The organism is Sphingomonas gellani, from assembly GCF_900110035.1.
GTDB lineage: Bacteria > Pseudomonadota > Alphaproteobacteria > Sphingomonadales > Sphingomonadaceae > Sphingomonas > Sphingomonas gellani.
Map to the genome: position 1 here is coordinate 334,681 of NZ_FOCF01000005.1, position 16,676 is coordinate 351,356.

Below are 16,676 nucleotides of genomic sequence, written 5' to 3' on the forward strand. Positions count from 1 at the left end.
GCCACCGCCGGTCAGGCGACCGGCGGCAGCTTCGCCAGATGCTTGTCCAGCGTTATCGGGTAATCGCGCACCCGCACGCCCGTCGCATTGTACACCGCGTTGGCAATCGCGGCGCCGACGCCGCACAGCCCCAGCTCTCCCACGCCCTTGGCCTTCATCGGGGAGGATTTGGCGTCCGGATAGTCCAGGAACACCACCTCCTGATGCGGGATGTCGGCATGAACCGGCACCTCGTAGCTGGCCAGGTCATGATTGACGAAGAAGCCGAACCGGGTGTCGACGGCCAGTTCCTCGGTCAGCGCACCGCCGACGCCCATGGTCATCGCCCCGATGACCTGGCTACGCGCCGATTTGGGGTTCAGGATGCGACCTGCGTCGCACACCGCCAGCATGCGCCGCACGCGGACCTCGCCGGTATAGGCGTCCACCGCCGCCTCCACGAAATGGGCGGCAAAGGTCGATTGCTGGAACCGCTTGTCCAGGTCGCCATATTCTATCGCGTCCTCCGCGGACAGTCCGGCGACCTTGGACAAGGCGACGCTCCGCTTGCCGTCGGACACCTTGCCGTCGGCGAAGGTCGCGGTGGACGGGTCCATGCCCAACCGCCGCGCAGCATCCGCGCGCAGCTTCATGCAGGCCGCATACACGCCGGCGGTGGAGTTGTTAGCACCCCACTGCCCGCCCGACCCCGCGGACGCCGGGAACGAGGAATCGCCCAGCAGAACCACAACCTTGTCGAGCGGAACGCCCATCGTCTCAGCCGCCGTCTGGGCAATGATGGTGTAGGTGCCGGTGCCGATGTCGGTCATGTCGGTCGCGACCGTCACCACGCCCTTGGCATCCACGCCGACCCGCGCGGCCGACTTCATCAGCAGGTTGTTGCGGAAACCGGCAGCCATGCCCATCCCGACAAGCCAGCGGCCGTCACGTACCTGGGCCGGTTTAGCATTGCGCTTGTTCCAGCCGAACCGCTCCGCGCCCGTGCGCAGACACTCGACCAGATGCCGTTCCGAGAACGCGCGGCCCGGCTTTTCCGGATCCTCCATGGTGTCGTTGATGACGCGCAGTTCGACCGGGTCCATGCCCAGTTTCTCCGCCAGCTCGTCCATCGCCATCTCAAGGACCATCAGGCCCGGCGCCTCGCCCGGCGCACGCATCGCGTTGCCCTCCGGCAGGTCGAGCGTCGCCAGCCGCATCAGCGTCATGCGGTTCGCGCCGGCATACATCAGCTTGGTCTGCGAGACGGCCGTTTCCGGCTTTCCATCCGGCAGGTTGCCGCTGGTGCTTTCGTGCGCGATCGCGGTCAGCCGGCCGTCGCGCGTCGCGCCCAGCCGGACACGCTGGATGGTGGCAGGCCGGTGAGTGGAATTGTTCGCCATCATCGGCCGCGTCATCGCGACCTTGACCGGACGCGACGCCGCCTTTGCTCCCAATGCGGCCAGGATCGCGTCGGCGCGGACGAACAGCTTGCCGCCGAAACCGCCGCCGACATAGGGAGAGTCGAGCCGGACATTCTCCTCAGGGATGCCAAGCGTCTTCGCGACGTCGCCCTTGCTCCACTTGATCATCTGGTTGGACGTCCACAGCGTCAGCTTGTCGCCCTGCCACGACGCGATGGTCGCGAACGGCTCCATCATCGCATGCGATTCATCGGGAGTCGTATAGGTCTGGTCGAGCGTCACCGGCGCGGCGGCAAAGGCCTGTTCGAACTTTCCGACGCGGTCAATCTTCGGCGCACCGGACCCTTCGCCGCTGCCCCCGCCCTCCAGCGGCGCGGTCGGCGCCTCGCGCGCCAGGTCGAACTTGCCGGGCTTGCGGGCGTAGTCGACGCGGATCAGCGCCGCCGCGGCGCGGGCCTGTTCGAAGCTTTCCGCGACCACCAGCGCCACCGCCTGGTGGTAATGGTTGACGTCGGCTCCCCCGAACAGGCGGGCGATGTTGTTCTTGCCCAGTGCCAGCGGCGGATAATCCAGCGTGGTCACCACCGCGACCACGCCCGGCGCGACCTTTGCCTCCGCCGTGTCGATGCTGGTGATGCGCCCCTTCGCCACGGCGCTGCCGACGATGTAGCCATAGGCCTGGTTGGGCGCGACATCGTGCCGTTCATAGGCATAGGGTGCCGTGCCGGTCGTTTTTCGTGGGCCGTCGATGCGGTCCGTGGGGCGGCCGATGACCTTCAGCTGGTCGATGGGGTTGGTGCCTGCCGGCGTGTCGAACTTCATGGGTGATTACCCCTTGGCCTGTGCGATAACCGAGGCGAGCGTCCGCTCCGCCAAGGGGACCTTGAACGCGTTCTCGCTGCTGGTCGTGGCGCCGGCGAACGCACGCGTGACGACCGCGCGCGCGCCCTGCGGCAGCAGCGCCTCTGCCGCCTCCACCCGCCACGGTCGGGGCGCGACGCCGCCGAACGCGACACGGCCGCTGCCGTCTGGCTGGATCACCGCGGCGACCGAGACCAGGGCAAAGGCGTAGGAGGCACGGTCGCGCACCTTCTGGTACAGATGCCGGCCACCGATCGGCGCAGGCAGGCTGACCGCGGTGATCAGCTCGCCGGGGGCCAGCGCCGTCTCGATATGCGGCGTGTCGCCCCACAGACGGTGGAATTCGGCGATCGGGATGGTCCGCGTCGCCCCTTGCGCGTTCACCGTCTCCACCCGCGCATCCAGCACCCGCAGGGCCACCGCCATGTCGCCAGGATAGGTGGCGATGCACGACTTGCTAACGCCGATGACGCCCAGCTGCCGCGAATAGCCGCCGATGGCGGCGCAGCCAGAACCGGGCCGACGCTTGTTACACGCCTGGTTGGTGTCGTAGAAATAGGGGCAGCGCGTACGTTGCAGCAGGTTGCCCGCCGTCGTCGCCTTGTTCCGCAACTGTCCCGAGGCTCCCGCCACGATCGCGCGGGTCAGCACGCCGTAATCGCGCCGCACGCGCTCATCCGCGGCGAGCGTGGTGTTGGTCACCAGCGCGCCGATGCGCAGGCCGCCGTCCGGCGCCTTCTCGATGCGATCCAAGCCCAGGTCCTGCACGTCGACCAGATGCGACGGCGCCTCGATCTGCAGCTTCATCAGGTCGAGCAGGTTGGTGCCGCCCGCCAGGAACTTCGCACCCGGCATGCGAGCGACGATCGCCGCCGCCTCGGCCGGGGTCTTCGCCCGCTCGTACGTGAAGGCCTTCATGCCCTTTCCCCCGCCGCATCGACGCCCGCCACGTCGGCCATTGCCTCCGCGATATTGGAGTAAGCGCCGCAGCGGCAGATGTTGCCGCTCATCCGCTCGCGCAGTTCCATGTTGGTCGGGCGCATCGGCCCGGTCAGGTTTTCGGAGACGTGGCTGGGGACCCCGGCCTTGATCTCGTCCAGCACCGCCACCGCCGAACAGATCTGTCCCGGCGTGCAGTATCCGCACTGAAAGCCGTCGTGCCGGATGAACGCCTGCTGCATCGGGTGCAGGTCATCCGGCATGCCCAGCCCCTCGATCGTGGTGATGGCATCGCCCTGATGCTGCACCGCCAGGCTGAGGCAGGAATTGATCCGCTTGCCATCCACGATCACCGTGCAGGCGCCGCACTGGCCGTGGTCGCACCCCTTCTTGGTGCCCGTCAGGTGCAGATGCTCCCGAAGCGCGTCGAGCAGGGTGGTGCGGGTGTCGAGCACCAGATCCTGTTTCCGGCCGTTCACCGAAAAGGACACGGTCATCGTAGCGGGCCCGGGCTGCGGCGCAGCGGCGCCGGCGGAGGCCGGGATCGCGCTGACCGCGGCGGAGGCCGCGCCACCGACCAGGATGCCGCGGCGGGAGACGATGACGTCGTCCCGCACGTCGTTCGGCTCGCTCATGATGAAAGCTCCATGTGTTCGACCGCCGGACCCGACTCATGGGCCGGCGATGCCGTGTGTTCGTGCGGCAATTCGTTGCTGATCCAACGTTCTATGCCATTTCCGCGTTCCAGGTCCACGCCCGGCATGCGATCATGCTGTTCCCGCGCCACGCACAAACAGCTAACGCGGGAACTTCGGGGCCGCCACGCCGGCGCCACCACGCCAGGAAGGGTGCGCGCATGACCGTAATTTTCCGCCGCACCGCCGTCGCATGGTGACGCTGTCCGCACGCGGCCCCGTCGCCCGCCTGCGCGCCTTTCTGGCCGAGGAGGACTGGGCCTATGCCGCGCATGAGCGGCCGGTCATGCCAGGATCGCCGGGATCGCCCGAACATCCCCGCCATCGCCAGCTGGCCTATGCGCTGGTCGGGATCGTGCTGGGGCTGACCGCAGGGTTCGGCAACGCTCTGGTCGCCGCGAACACCACGACGCTGGCCGGCGCGCTGGGGCTGGACCCGGCGGAGATCGCGTGGCTGCCGACGGTGTATGTGATGACCAACGTCAGCATCAACCTGCTGATGATAAAGTTCCGGCAGCAATTCGGCCTGCGCCCCTTCGCGACCATCTTTCTCGGCATCTACCTGCTGCTGACCTTTGCCCATCTGTTCGTGCTGGATTTTCCGTCCGCCGTGATGGTCCGCGCGGCCAGCGGCATGGCGGCGGCGCCGGTGTCCAGCCTGTGCCTGTATTACCTGATGCAGGCGTTTCCGGCGCAGTGGCGGCTTCGCGGGATCGTGGTCGGCATCGGCATTCCGCAATGCGCCACCCCACTCGCGCGCCTGTTCTCGCCGGACCTCCTGGCGATGAGCCAGTGGCGAACGCTGTACCTGTTCGAATTGGGGCTGGCCGCGATCAGCCTGGCCGGGGTTCTGGCCCTGCGCCTGCCGCCCACCGTGCGGCAAAAGGCGTTCGAGCGGCTGGACTTCGTCACCTTCTTCCTGTTCGCGATCGGCGCCGGCCTGATCGCGGCGGTGCTGGGCCTGGGCAGGATCGTGTGGTGGACGGAGGCGCGCTGGATCGGATGGGCGTTGATCGCCGCCATCCCGATGATCGCGGGCGCGCTGGTCATCGAGCATGGCCGCGCCAACCCGCTGCTCAACACGCGTTGGCTGGCGAGCGCCGACATCCTGCGCTTCACCGTGGTCACCATCATGGCGCGCATCGTGTTGTCGGAACAAACCTATGGCGCGATCGGCCTGCTGACCACGCTGGGGCAGAACAACGACCAGCTGGGCACGTTCTTCATCATCATATTCCTGGCGACCGTGGCCGGCGTGATTGCCAGCGCCGCAACCATCAACGCGGACAAGCTGGCGCATCCCGTGATGATGTCGATCGCCCTGGTCGCGGTGGCGGCATGGATCGATTCCTATTCCACCAGCCTGACCCGCGCGCCGCAGCTTTATGCGACGCAGGCGATGATCGCCTTTTCCGCGACCTTCTTCCTCGGGCCATCGTTGCTGTTCGGGATGACGCGGGCGCTGCAACAGGGCACGGGCCATGTGATCAGCTTCATCGCCCTGTTCGGCATCATCAACTCGCTGGGCGGCTTGGGCGGCTCCGCGTTGATCGGCACGTACCAGACCGTGCGGGAGAAGGCGAACAGCGCCGCCCTGGTGCAGGCGGTCAGCCCCACCGATCCGGTCGTGCAACAGCGTATTCAGGCCGGCGGGGCCAGCCTATCCCGCGTGCTCGGCGACCCGGCCCTCGCCCGCGCGGAGGGCAGCGCCCTGTTGTCGCAAAACGCCACGCGGGAGGCGAACGTGCTGGGATATGACGATGTATTCCGCCTGATCGCGGTTCTTTCCGCCGCGACCAGCGCTTATCTGCTCTTCATCATCACTCGGCGCGCCATCCGGGCCCGACGCGGACAGCACGCATGACCGACACCAGAACGCCAGAACCGACCGCCGTCACCCCCTCCCCCCGCACGGACGAGAAGATCGCGCAGGACGCCGCCGCGTCCCCTGCCCAGCCGGGCACAGCGGCGCCGGTGCCCCCCGCATCGGCGGCGCAGCCCGGCCCGGCCGCGACGGGCGGGTCCGGCTGGCGGCCCCCGACCCTGTCCTCTCCCGCCATCATCCTGATCGCGGTGCTGACGCTGGGCGGGATCGGCGCGGTGCTGGCGGCGTGGCGCATCTGGCCGTTCGACACCGCGCGCGAGTCCACCGACAATGCCTATGTCCGGGGACGTGTCACGGTCATTGCGCCACAGGTTTCGGGCTATGTCGCGCAGGTGCTGGTCCGCGATTTCGCGACCGTCAGCGCGGGCCAGCCGCTGGTGGTGATCGACCGGCGCATCTACGCGCAGCGGGTCGATCAGGCGACGGCGACGCTGGAGGGTCAGCAGGCAACGCTGGCCAACAGCCGCCAGGCCGCCGCCAGCCGCGCCGCCAGCTTCCGCGCGCAGGATGCGGCCGTCCAGAACGCGCAGGCGCAGTTGCTCCGCGCCCAGGCCGATCTGGCGCGGGTCAACGATCTGGTCCGCGACGGGTCGGTGTCGCTCCGGGAACGCGATCAGACGGTCGCCGCGCTGCGCCAGGCGCAGGCCGGCGTGTCGCAGGCGGAGGCAGCACGTGACATCGCGCGGCAGGACATCCGGACGGTGGAGGTCGGTCGCGGTGGTCAGCAGGCCGGCGTGTCTGGGGCGGAGGCGGCGCTGCGTCTCGCGCGCATCGACCTCGCCAACACGGTGATCCGCGCACCGGAAACCGGCCGGTTGAGCGAGGTCGGCGTACGCGTCGGGCAATATGTGACGGCCGGATCGCAGTTGATGTTCCTGGTGCCGCGGGGCGTCTGGGTCATCGCCAATTTCAAGGAGGCACAGACGGCGCGGGTCCGGGTTGGACAGCCGGCCAGCTTCACCGTCGATGGCTTGGCCAATGCACGCCTGAGCGGTCATGTGGAACAGATCTCCCCCGCCGCAGGCAGCGAGTTCGCGGTGCTGCGCGCGGACAACGCCACCGGCAACTTCACCAAGGTGCCGCAGCGGATCGCGGTGCGTATCCGCATCGATCCCAACCAGCCGCTCGCCGCGCGCCTGCGCCCCGGCATGTCGGTGCAGGCGCGGGTCGACACCGCCGGCGCGCGGGACGCCCAGTGAGGCAGGCCCCGGCCATCCTCGCGCTGTTGGCGCTTTCCGGCTGCGTGTCGGCGGGTCCGCGCGCCCCCGCGCCGTCGGCCGCCGCCGTCGCCCCGCCGCCCGGGTGGCGGACCACGCTGGCCCAGGGTGGCCCGATCGCGGCGGAATGGTGGAACGGCTTCGGCGACCCCGCGCTCGCCGCGCTGGTAGCCCGTGCGCTGGCCAACAACCCCGATGTGGAGATCGCGGCAGCGCGCGTTGACGAGGCGCGCGCGGCGGAGGCGCTGGCCCGCGCGCAGCTGTCGCCACAGGTCGGCGGCACGGTGCCGGAGACGCAGGGCCAGACGCTCAGCCCGCTCGGCACCCCCAGCCGTGCGTTCGGCGCGCAACCCGCCCTCACCGCCAGCTTCGACCTGGACCTGTTCGGGCGGCTGCGGCTGGCGAGCCGGGCAGCGCGCGCGCAATTGCTGGCCAGCGAGGGTGCGCGCGATACGGTCCGCCTGGCGGTGGCGGCGTCGGCGGCCAGCGGTTACATCACGCTGCGTGCACTGGATGAGCGGCTGGCGATCGCGCGGCAGACGCTGGCGGCACGGGACGACGCGCTTCGCATCGCGCGGCGGCGGTTCGAAACCGGCTATTCCTCCCGCCTGGAATATCGCCAGGCGCAGGCCGAGTATCAGGCGACCGCGCAGTTGCTCCCCGCGGCGGAGCTGGCGATCAGCCGGCAGGAGAATTCGTTGTCGGTGCTGACCGGCGATGCCCCCCGCGCGATCGCGCGCGGCCTGCCGCTGGATCGGATCGGTCGGCCTGCCATCCCGGCCGGATTGCCCGCCGACCTGCTCCGCCGCCGGCCCGACCTGTTCCAGGCAGAACAGACGCTGGTCGCCGCCGACCTGACGCTCGACAGCCAGCGCGCGGCGTTCCTGCCCAACCTGGCACTGACCGGCAATGTCGGCGTGGTGTTGTCGACCGCGCTGTCCAACCCGGTCGGTGTCTTCTCGCTTGGCGCAAGCGTGCTGGCGCCGATCTTCGACGGGGGCCGTTTGCGCGCGCAGGAGGCGGCGGCCACCGCGCGCCGCGACCAGGCGGCGTTTTCGTACCGGCGAACCGCGCTGACCGCCCTTCGCGAGGTCGACGACGCGCTCGCCGGTGTGCAGCGGAGCGGTGAACAGGCAAGCGCGCTGGAGCGACAGACCGCCGCCGCGAGCGGGGCGTTGCAGAACGCCACCAACCGCTATCGCGCCGGCTATTCCAGCTATCTCGAACAGCTCGATGCGCAGCGTAACCTGTTGAACGCGGAACTGACGCTGGTGCAGGCGCGCGCAGACAGGCTGACCAGCAACGTGGCGCTGTTCCAGGCGATGGGCGGCGGCTGGTCCCCGGCGGAGGTCAGCGCGACGGGGGGAGCGGCCCGGGCGGCTCCCCCGGTTCCTCGTCCAGCAGAACCCTGAGCGCGGCGCCGTCCAGATCGTCGAACTGCCCGCTTCCCGCCGCCCAGAAGAACGCCGCCAGCCCGAGCAGGCCCAGCAACAGCGCGATCGGGATCAGGACACCGACGATGTTCATCGCGCCGCACTCCTCAGACGCAGGGCGTTGGCGACCACGAGTATCGACGAACCTGACATGGCCAGCGCCGCCACCAGTGGGGTGACCTGGCCCGCGATCGCCAGCGGCACCGCCAGGACGTTGTAGCCGATCGCCATCAGGAAATTCTGCCGCACGACCCGCATCGTTCGTCGTGCCGCGGCGACGGCCAACGGGACGGGCATTAGTCGATCACCGAAGAAGACCAGGTCGGCGGCCTGCCGCCCCACATCGCTCGCGGCGGCCGGCGCCATGCCGACAGATGCCCGCTTCAACGCGGGGCCATCGTTCAGGCCGTCGCCGACCATCAGCACGCGCCGCCCCGCCGCCTCCAGCCGCTCCACCGCCTCATGCTTGTCGGCCGGCGACATGCGGGCACGCGCGAACAGATTCAGCCGGCGCGCCAACCTCTCGACCACGGGCCAGCTGTCGCCCGACACGAACTGCGCTGACAGGCCCAGCCGCGCGATCCGCTGCACCGCCGCCACGGCGTCCGGCCGGACCGCATCGGCCAGCACGATCCGGTGAACGGCGCCGTCCGCCCAGGCGAAGCTGGTTTCCGACTGCGCGTCGGCATCCTCCGCTCCCGTTGTCGGTGTGGTCACGGCGGGACACACCCAGTCGCCGCGCCCCAGCCGCGCGGTTCGTCCGTCGACGATCCCCTCGACACCCCGGCCGACCACCTCCTTCAGCTCGCTCGCGATGGCAGGAGACACGCCATCGCCCTCCAGCGCGGTCGCGATCGCACGCGCCAACGGGTGGCGCGTCGCGAGCGCCAGCGCCAGCAGGGCCCGCCGATCCTCCTCCAGCACAGGAATACCGGACACCGGCTCCATCCGGCCCAGCGTCACCGTGCCGGTCTTGTCCAGCAGCACGGTGTCCACCACCGCCAGCTTCTCCAGCGCAGCCCCGTCGCGGACCAGTACCCCGCGCCGCATCAGTGCGCCGGCCGCCACGACCTGCGCCACCGGCACCGCCAGCCCCAGCGCACATGGGCAGGTGATGATCAGCACCGCCACCGCGATCAGCAGGGCGTGGTGCCACCCCGCGCCGGCCACCAGCCAGCCGACCAGGCTGAGCGCCGCCAGCGTGTGGACGGCCGGCGCGTACAACCGCGACGCGCGGTCGGCGATGCGCACGTAGCGCGACTTGCCCTGCCCCGCCGCCTCCATCAGCCGCGCGATGTCGGCGATCACCGTGTCGGCCGCAGCGGCGGTGGCGCGAATCGTCAGCGGCGCGGTCAGGTTCATCGTGCCGGCCAGCACCGTCCCGCCGGGCGACACCGGTTCGGGTGCGCTCTCGCCCGTGACCAGGCTGCGGTCGGCATCGCTTTCACCCTGTTCGACCACGCCGTCCACGCCGATCCGGTCGCCGGCCGCGACCAGGACGCGCATGCCCGGCTCCACCTCGGCCACCGCCATGCGCCGGACGGCGCCGTCGGCACCCAGCACCGCGACCTCTGCGGGCAGCCTGCGCAGCATCGCGGCGACGCTGTCCTGCGCCCGCTCCCGCATCGCCGAGTCGAGCAGCCGCCCGCCGAGCAGGAACGCGATCAGCATCACCGCGCCGTCGAAGTACGCGTGCGGGCCACCGGTCGCGGTTTCGAACAGGCTCATGCCGCTGGTCAGCGCGATGCCGATGGTGATCGGCACGTCCATGTTGGTGCGACCGTGGCGTACCGCGGTCCACGCGCTCTCGAAAAAGGGTCGGCCGGCATAGGCGATCGCCGGCAGGGCGATCAGTGCCGACAACCAGTGGAACATCTGTCGCGTTGCCCCGTCGGCACCCGACCAGACCGACACCGACAAGAGCATCACGTTCATCGCCGCGAATGCCGACACCGCCAGCGCCTTCGCCAGTCGGCGGCTCTCGCGCCGCGCCGGCGACTCCGATGCTTCGGCGAACAGATGTGCGGTGAACCCCAGCCGCGCGACCGCCGCGATCAGCGCTTCGTCGTCCAATGCGGCATCATGGTCGATGCGCAGACGCTTGCTGGTGAAATTGACCCGTGCGGCCACGACCCCCTGCATAGTACGCAGGCCGCCCTCGATCTTGGCGATGCATCCGGCGCAGCGCATGCCCTCCACCACCAGTTCGGTCGTGGAACCGGCGGCGGCACGCACCGGGGTCAGAGCGTTCACAAGCGCACGTCCTGCTCGAACCGTGCGTCGCGCGCGCCCGACCGCGCCTCGATCCTCAGCCGCCAGCGGCCAGGCGGCAGCGCGTGCGGCGCCGCATAGCGACCGCCCCCCGTCCCCTGCAGCGTAAAGGCACGCCCCGGCAGGCGCCCCAGCGGATGCTCTGCCTCCACCGCCACCAGCGCACCGTCGATCGGACCGGCGGGACCGGACAGACGCACGGTCAGCTCGCCGTCATTCTCCTCCTTCGCCTCCGCGCGCCAGCCCAGCCGCGCCTGCGCCCGCGCTTCGCCCAGCCAGGCGTTGAACCGCTGGCTGGCGACATAGCTGTTCTCCACCACCACGCCGCCGAACGTGCGGGAGGCCTCGGTCGCCATCAGCATGTTGACCGCGATCACCACGCCGAAGAACGCGACCATGACCCCCGTCATGTGCCAGCCGGTGAACCCCCGGCCCATCGATGCACCCTTCATTGCGCCACCTCCGGCCGTTCGAAAAAGCTGGTGTCGGTCGCCTCCCCGCCCTCGGCATCCAGGGCCCGCACGGTGAAGGTCATGTCGGCGCGCGGCGCACCCGCCGCGTCGGCGGCGACGAACATCTGCGCCTTCGCCACCTTGTCCGGCTCGACCCGCAGCCGGACGCTGCGCCCGGCGCCCGTACGTTCGCCATGTTCGTCCCACAATATGCCGGGCGCGCCGGCGATCGACACCTCCACCAGTCGCGGGCGAGCCTCCATGTTGCGGATCTTGACCTGATAGGTGTTGCGGATCGTCCCGTCCGACAAACGCACCCATAGCGGGTTGCGCGTCTGATTGACGCTGATCCCCAGATGCGTGCGCGTGCCCAGCGACACCAGCATGAACAGGCCCAGCGCCGACCAGATCGCCAGGTAGGCGAGCATGCGCGGCCGCAACAGCCGCTTCAGCGGCGGCATGGCTGCCGCGCCGGCGTGCTCCGCGCGCGCGTCCAGTTCGGTGGTGTAACCGATCAGCTTCGTCGGCCGGCCGATCCGCCGCATGGTGTCGTCGCACGCGTCGATGCACAGGCCGCAGGTGATGCAGCCGATCTGCGGCCCCTCCCGAATGTCGATGCCGGTCGGGCACACCGCGACGCAGGCATTGCAATCGATACAGTCGCCGACCAGCCGATCCGCGACTGCCGGACGCTCCGCCAGCTGGAGAAGCGACGTGGCCGCGTCCAGCCGTTCCGGTACCGGATGGTCGACCTTGGCGCGCTTCAACCCGCGCGTCCGCGGCTCTCCGCGCCAGAACCGGTAAGTGACGGTCAGCGACCGCTCGTCCATCATCGCCGCCTGGATACGGGGCCAGGGGCACATGAACTGGCACACCTGTTCCCGCATCAGGCCACCCAGCAGATAGGTCGTCCAGGTCAGCACCGCGACCGTGGCATAGGCGACCAGCGGCGCCTCCCCGTGGACGAAGGCCCGTGCCAGTGCCGGCGCATCCGCGAAGTAGAAGATCCACGCCCCGCCGGTGACCATGCCGATGGCGATCCACGCGGCGTGCTTGGCGGTGCGACGCGCCACCTTGTTCAGCGTCCAGCGGCTTTTCTCCAGCCGGATCTGCGCATTGCGGTCGCCTTCTATCCAGCGTTCGACATGCTGGAACAGGTCGGTCCACACCGTCTGCGGACAGGCATAGCCGCACCATGCGCGCCCCACCGCCGATGTGACCAGGAACAGCCCGATCGCCGCCATCACCAGCAGACCCGCGACGTAGTAGAATTCGTGCGGCCAGATCTCGATGGAGAACATGTAGAAGCGCCGGTGCGCCAGATCGACCAGCACGGCCTGATCCGGCGCATAGGGGCCGCGATCCCAGCGCACCCACGGCGTCACATAATAGACCAGCAACGTCAGCGCCAATGTCGCCCATTTGAACCGCCGGAACGGTCCGGTGACCGCCTTCGGAAAGATCTTCCGCCGCGCCTCGAACAGGCGCGGCGGAGAGACGAGGTCGTTGGGGTGGGACATGACGCGCGGAACTTCGTGCTGGGTGTTACTTCCCCGTGGCGCCTGGCGCTGCCGCCGGTTTTCCCGAGGTGTCGCCGACATTTACCGGCGCGGAGGACTCACCACCACCGAGGGAATGTACATAGGCGGCGAGCATCTTGATCGTCAGCGGATCGAGCTGCTTGCCCCAGGCCGGCATGATGCCGCCATGCGCGTTGGTGATCGTGTCGGTCAGGCTGTCGCGGTCGCCACCGTACAGCCAGATGCTGTCGTTCAGCCGGGGCGCACCGACGGTCCGGTTACCCTCGCCCTTTTCGCCGTGACACACCGCGCAATTGGCGGCGAACAGTTCGCGCCCGCGCATGGCGGACTGGCTGCCCCCCTCCTGATGCGAGATGTAGCGGACATAGGACACCGCATCCTGCACCTGCTCGGGCGTCAGCACGCCGTCGCGGCCGAACGCCGGCATCTGCGACTGGCGCGTGTCGTCGTCGCCCGGCTGACGGATACCGTGGATCAGCGTCTGCTGGATGTCGGTCAGCGTGCCGCCCCACAGCCAGTCGTCGTCGTTCAGGTTGGGATAGCCCTTGCTCCCCGCGGCGCCCGCCCCGTGGCACGCGGCACAGTGCACCTTGAACGCGGACCGTCCGCCCTCCTCCGCCGCAGCCAGCAACTGGGGATTGGCGGGCAGCGACTCGATCGGCGTCACCGCCAAGGCACGCATGATGGGTCGGCGGCGCACCTGCTCGCCCTTCATCTCGCGATCCAGGTCGCCGTGGCTGGTCCAGCCCAGCACGCCGGCCGTCGCCCGGCTGACCAGCGGCCATGCGGGATAGGCGATGCAATACCCGATCGCGAAGACGATCGTGGCGTAGAAGGTGACCAGCCACCAGCGGGGCATGGGCGTGTCGAGTTCCTCGATCCCGTCCCATTCATGGCCGACCGTCTGTGTGCCGGTCTTTTCGTCGATGCGCTTGTTCTCAGCCATCGATCCCGTCCTCTTTCTCGAAGATGCTGGTCGCGGCGCGCTGGTGCGAGCGCCGGGCGGCCGGCAGGAAGGTCCAGCCGACAAAGGTGGTGAACAGCACGCCCATCATGACGAGCCCCCAACTGTCGGCCAGGTGGCGCAGCGTGTCGTAGCTCATTGCGCCTGCTCCCGCGCGGCGGCCGCCTTGAAGTCGACCTGCGTGCCCAGCCCTTGCAGATACGCGATCAGCGCATCCATTTCGGTCAGGCGACCCGGATTGCCGTCGAAGTCGCGCGCCTGCGCCTTGGGATAACGCTTCTGCAGGTCGGCGGCGTCGCCGTCCGGCGTTCCTTGCGCGACCATGTCCGCCTCCGCCTTCGCGATTTCGGCGTCGGAGTACGGCACGCCCTCATGACGCAGCGTCTTCAGGTGGTCGCCGATCCCGGTCGGGTCGAGGTCGCGCTGGGCCAGGAAGGCGTAGGGCGGCATGATCGATTCCGGGACCACGGACCGCGGGTCCTTCAGATGCTGGGCATGCCATTCGTCCGAATAGCGCCCGCCGACACGGGCAAGGTCGGGTCCGGTACGCTCCGACCCCCATTGGAACGGGTGGTCGAACATGCTTTCCGCCGCCAGGCTGTAGTGCCCATACCGCTCCGTTTCGTCACGGAACGGGCGGATCATCTGGCTGTGGCAGCTGTAGCAGCCCTCGCGGATGTAGATGTTGCGCCCTGCCAGCTCCAGCGGGGTGTAGGGGCGAACCCCCTCCACCTTTTCCACCGTGGACTGGATCCAGAACAGGGGTGCGATCTCCACGATGCCGCCAATCGCTACGGTGACGAGGGCAAGCACGCCGAGCAGCGTGACGTTGCGCTCGATCTTCTTGTGGCCCTGGTAAAGGCTGGCCATGACGTGCGGCCTCCTTATTCGGCGGCGGCGATGGCGCCGCCCTTTGCGGAAGTGAAGGGCGTGGCCGGCCGGTCACGCTCGGGGTCGTAGGGCGCGCTGCTCATCGACGCCTCGTTGCGCAGCTTGCCGGCGATGGTCATCCAGACGTTCCAGACCATGAACAGCGCGCCGGTAAAGTAGAGCAGGCCGCCGCCGATGCGGATCACGTAATAGGGGTGCATCGCTGCGACGACTTCGGCGAACGAATAGACCAGGTACCCGTCGTCACCATATTCGCGCCACATCAACCCCTGGGTGATGCCCGCCACCCACATCGACGCGGCGTACAGCACGATGCCCAGCGTCGCGCACCAGAAGTGCCAGTTGACCATGCGCAGCGAGTAAAGCCGTTCACGTCCCCACAGGCGCGGCACCATGTAGTAGATCGCGCCAAAGGTGATCATGCCGTTCCAGCCCAGCGCACCCGAATGGACGTGGCCGATGGTCCAGTTGGTGTAGTGGGAGAGCGAGTTGACGCTCTTCACCGACATCATCGGCCCCTCGAACGTGCTCATCCCGTAAAAGGCGAGCGCGAACACCATCATGCGGATGATCGGGTCGGTGCGGACCTTGTCCCATGCCCCGTTCAGGGTCATCAGGCCGTTGATCATGCCGCCCCAGCTTGGCATCCACAGCATGACCGAGAACACCATGCCCAGCGTCTGCGCCCAGTCGGGCAGCGCGGTGTAGTGCAGGTGGTGCGGCCCCGCCCAGATGTATAGGAAGATCAGCGACCAGAAGTGGATGATCGACAGGCGATAGCTGTAGATCGGGCGCTCAGCCTGCTTGGGCACGAAATAGTACATCATGCCCAGGAAGCCGGCGGTCAGGAAAAAGCCGACGGCGTTGTGGCCGTACCACCACTGGGTCAACGCGTCCTGCACGCCGGAGAACAGCGAATAGGACTTCGACCCGAGCAGCGTCACCGGCAGCGACAGGTTGTTCACCACGTGCAGCATGGCAACCGTGATGATGAAGCCGAGGTAGAACCAGTTGGCGACGTAGATGTGCGGCTCGGACCGCTTGATGATCGTGCCGACGAACACCGCCAGATAGCTGACCCAGACCACCGTCAGCCAGATGTCGACATACCATTCCGGCTCCGCATATTCCCGGCCCTCGGTGATGCCCAGGATGTAGCCGGTCGCCGCAAGGACGATGAACAGCTGGTACCCCCAGAACACGAAGCGGGCGAGCGCCGGAAAGGCCAGTCGCGCACGGCACGTCCGCTGCACCACGTAGAAGCTGGTCGCGATCAGCGCATTGCCGCCGAACGCGAAGATCACCGCCGACGTGTGCAGCGGCCGCAACCGCCCGAAGGTGGTGTATTCGAAGTTCAGGTTCAGCAGCGGGAACGCCAGCTGCGACGCGACCACGATCCCGACCAGGAAACCGACCACGCCCCAGAATACGGTCGCGATCACGCCCCAGCGGATCACATCGTCATAATAGCGGTCGGACCGCACGGCGACACCAGCGTGGCCGGCCAGCACCCTGGACCCCCGGCTGGCGCTGGCGATCGCGGCGCACATGGCGGCCGCCGCGACGATCCCCATCTGGATCGCAAAGGCATGATCCGCGGTCAGCACCGCGGCGACAAGTGCGAGGAAACCGGCCAGCAGCCAGGCCCCCACCGTAGCTAGAACAGTATCGTCCATGGTTCCCCACCATTGATCGGATGGTTGAAGCACTCCCCCGCCCCGGGCTCGCGCACCTTGATCGTCGTCAAAAACTCCGCGCTCAGGCGGCGAGCGGGATGCGGACCTGCCGCGGTTGCAGGCTGAAGCGCTCCCGCGTCGGACACCCACGCAGGCGCCTGGCGCCGACCCGGTCGAACGCCTCCGCCAGTGCCTGGGTCAGTTCGACCATCATGGCCTCGTCATGGGCGGGGCCGGGTGTGAAGCGCAGGCGCTCGGTGCCGCGCGGCACGGTCGGGTAGTTGATCGGTTGCACGTACACGCCGTATTCGGCGAGCAGGATGTCGCTGATCTTCTTGGCCTTGACCGGGTCGGCGATCATCAGCGGCACGATGTGCGTGGCGGTGTCCATCACCGGCAGGCCGGCGTCGGCGAACATCGCCTTCAGCCGGGCCGCCGCCGCCTGCTGCCC

Annotated in this window: 15 protein-coding genes; 3 read left to right on the top strand and 12 right to left on the bottom strand. The window is 68.7% G+C overall.

Annotated features, from left to right (window positions below):
- Window positions 1-11: 11 nt before the first annotated feature.
- The 3 genes from paoC to paoA are packed head-to-tail and all read right to left on the bottom strand — an operon-like array spanning window position 12 to window position 3,835.
- Window positions 12-2,222, bottom strand: coding sequence for an aldehyde oxidoreductase molybdenum-binding subunit PaoC (gene paoC / locus BMX37_RS11990; protein ID WP_093665970.1), 2,211 nt, complete (start codon window positions 2,220-2,222; stop codon window positions 12-14).
- 6 nt (window positions 2,223-2,228) lie between these two features.
- Window positions 2,229-3,179, bottom strand: coding sequence for an FAD binding domain-containing protein (locus tag BMX37_RS11995; RefSeq protein WP_093665971.1), 951 nt, complete (start codon window positions 3,177-3,179; stop codon window positions 2,229-2,231).
- Complete coding sequence (gene paoA, locus BMX37_RS12000; RefSeq protein ID WP_093665972.1) at window positions 3,176-3,835, bottom strand: aldehyde dehydrogenase iron-sulfur subunit PaoA; 660 nt, start codon at window positions 3,833-3,835, stop codon at window positions 3,176-3,178. The genes BMX37_RS11995 and paoA overlap by 4 nt, the downstream gene beginning before the upstream one ends.
- A gap of 253 nt (window positions 3,836-4,088) precedes the next feature.
- Here paoA and BMX37_RS12005 point away from each other — a divergent pair, with 253 nt between their 5' ends.
- From BMX37_RS12005 to BMX37_RS12015, 3 genes are read left to right on the top strand one after another with little or no spacing between them, the layout of a single operon-like run.
- Window positions 4,089-5,759 (top strand): MFS transporter, encoded by a 1,671-nt coding sequence (locus tag BMX37_RS12005; RefSeq protein ID WP_093665973.1) that lies wholly within the window; start codon window positions 4,089-4,091, stop codon window positions 5,757-5,759.
- Window positions 5,756-6,979, top strand: a complete 1,224-nt coding sequence (locus BMX37_RS12010; protein ID WP_093665974.1) for an HlyD family secretion protein — start codon at window positions 5,756-5,758, stop codon at window positions 6,977-6,979. The genes BMX37_RS12005 and BMX37_RS12010 overlap by 4 nt, the downstream gene beginning before the upstream one ends.
- Window positions 6,976-8,409 carry an efflux transporter outer membrane subunit gene (locus BMX37_RS12015; protein ID WP_093665975.1) on the top strand — a complete coding sequence of 478 codons (1,434 nt, stop codon included), beginning with the start codon at window positions 6,976-6,978 and terminating at the stop codon, window positions 8,407-8,409. Before BMX37_RS12010 ends, BMX37_RS12015 begins: the two co-directional genes overlap by 4 nt.
- On the opposite strand, the gene ccoS is transcribed toward BMX37_RS12015, so the two are convergent.
- The 9 genes from ccoS to BMX37_RS12060 form a co-directional block, all read right to left on the bottom strand.
- Window positions 8,348-8,524 carry a cbb3-type cytochrome oxidase assembly protein CcoS gene (ccoS, locus tag BMX37_RS12020; RefSeq protein ID WP_093665976.1) on the bottom strand — a complete coding sequence of 59 codons (177 nt, stop codon included), beginning with the start codon at window positions 8,522-8,524 and terminating at the stop codon, window positions 8,348-8,350. The genes BMX37_RS12015 and ccoS overlap by 62 nt on opposite strands.
- Entirely contained in the window at window positions 8,521-10,620 is a 2,100-nt protein-coding gene (locus tag BMX37_RS12025; RefSeq protein WP_093666015.1) for a heavy metal translocating P-type ATPase, read from the bottom strand. Before BMX37_RS12025 ends, ccoS begins: the two co-directional genes overlap by 4 nt.
- Before the next feature lie 59 nt (window positions 10,621-10,679).
- A complete protein-coding gene (locus BMX37_RS12030; protein ID WP_093666016.1) occupies window positions 10,680-11,138 on the bottom strand; it encodes a FixH family protein in 459 nt (152 codons plus the stop codon).
- Window positions 11,139-11,149: 11 nt separating this feature from the next.
- On the bottom strand, window positions 11,150-12,673 hold the full coding sequence (gene ccoG / locus BMX37_RS12035; protein WP_093665977.1) for a cytochrome c oxidase accessory protein CcoG: 1,524 nt from the start codon (window positions 12,671-12,673) through the stop codon (window positions 11,150-11,152).
- A 25-nt stretch (window positions 12,674-12,698) separates the two neighbouring features.
- Window positions 12,699-13,640 (bottom strand): cytochrome-c oxidase, cbb3-type subunit III, encoded by a 942-nt coding sequence (gene ccoP / locus BMX37_RS12040; RefSeq protein ID WP_093665978.1) that lies wholly within the window; start codon window positions 13,638-13,640, stop codon window positions 12,699-12,701.
- Entirely contained in the window at window positions 13,633-13,797 is a 165-nt protein-coding gene (locus tag BMX37_RS12045; protein ID WP_093665979.1) for a cbb3-type cytochrome c oxidase subunit 3, read from the bottom strand. Before BMX37_RS12045 ends, ccoP begins: the two co-directional genes overlap by 8 nt.
- Window positions 13,794-14,528, bottom strand: a complete 735-nt coding sequence (gene ccoO / locus BMX37_RS12050) for a cytochrome-c oxidase, cbb3-type subunit II (protein ID WP_093665980.1) — start codon at window positions 14,526-14,528, stop codon at window positions 13,794-13,796. Before ccoO ends, BMX37_RS12045 begins: the two co-directional genes overlap by 4 nt.
- Before the next feature lie 14 nt (window positions 14,529-14,542).
- A complete protein-coding gene (ccoN, locus tag BMX37_RS12055) occupies window positions 14,543-16,225 on the bottom strand; it encodes a cytochrome-c oxidase, cbb3-type subunit I (RefSeq protein ID WP_093665981.1) in 1,683 nt (560 codons plus the stop codon).
- Between the two features lie 82 nt (window positions 16,226-16,307).
- The coding region (locus BMX37_RS12060) for an aminotransferase class I/II-fold pyridoxal phosphate-dependent enzyme (protein ID WP_139198083.1) at window positions 16,308-16,676 on the bottom strand (369 nt) is incomplete at its 5' end.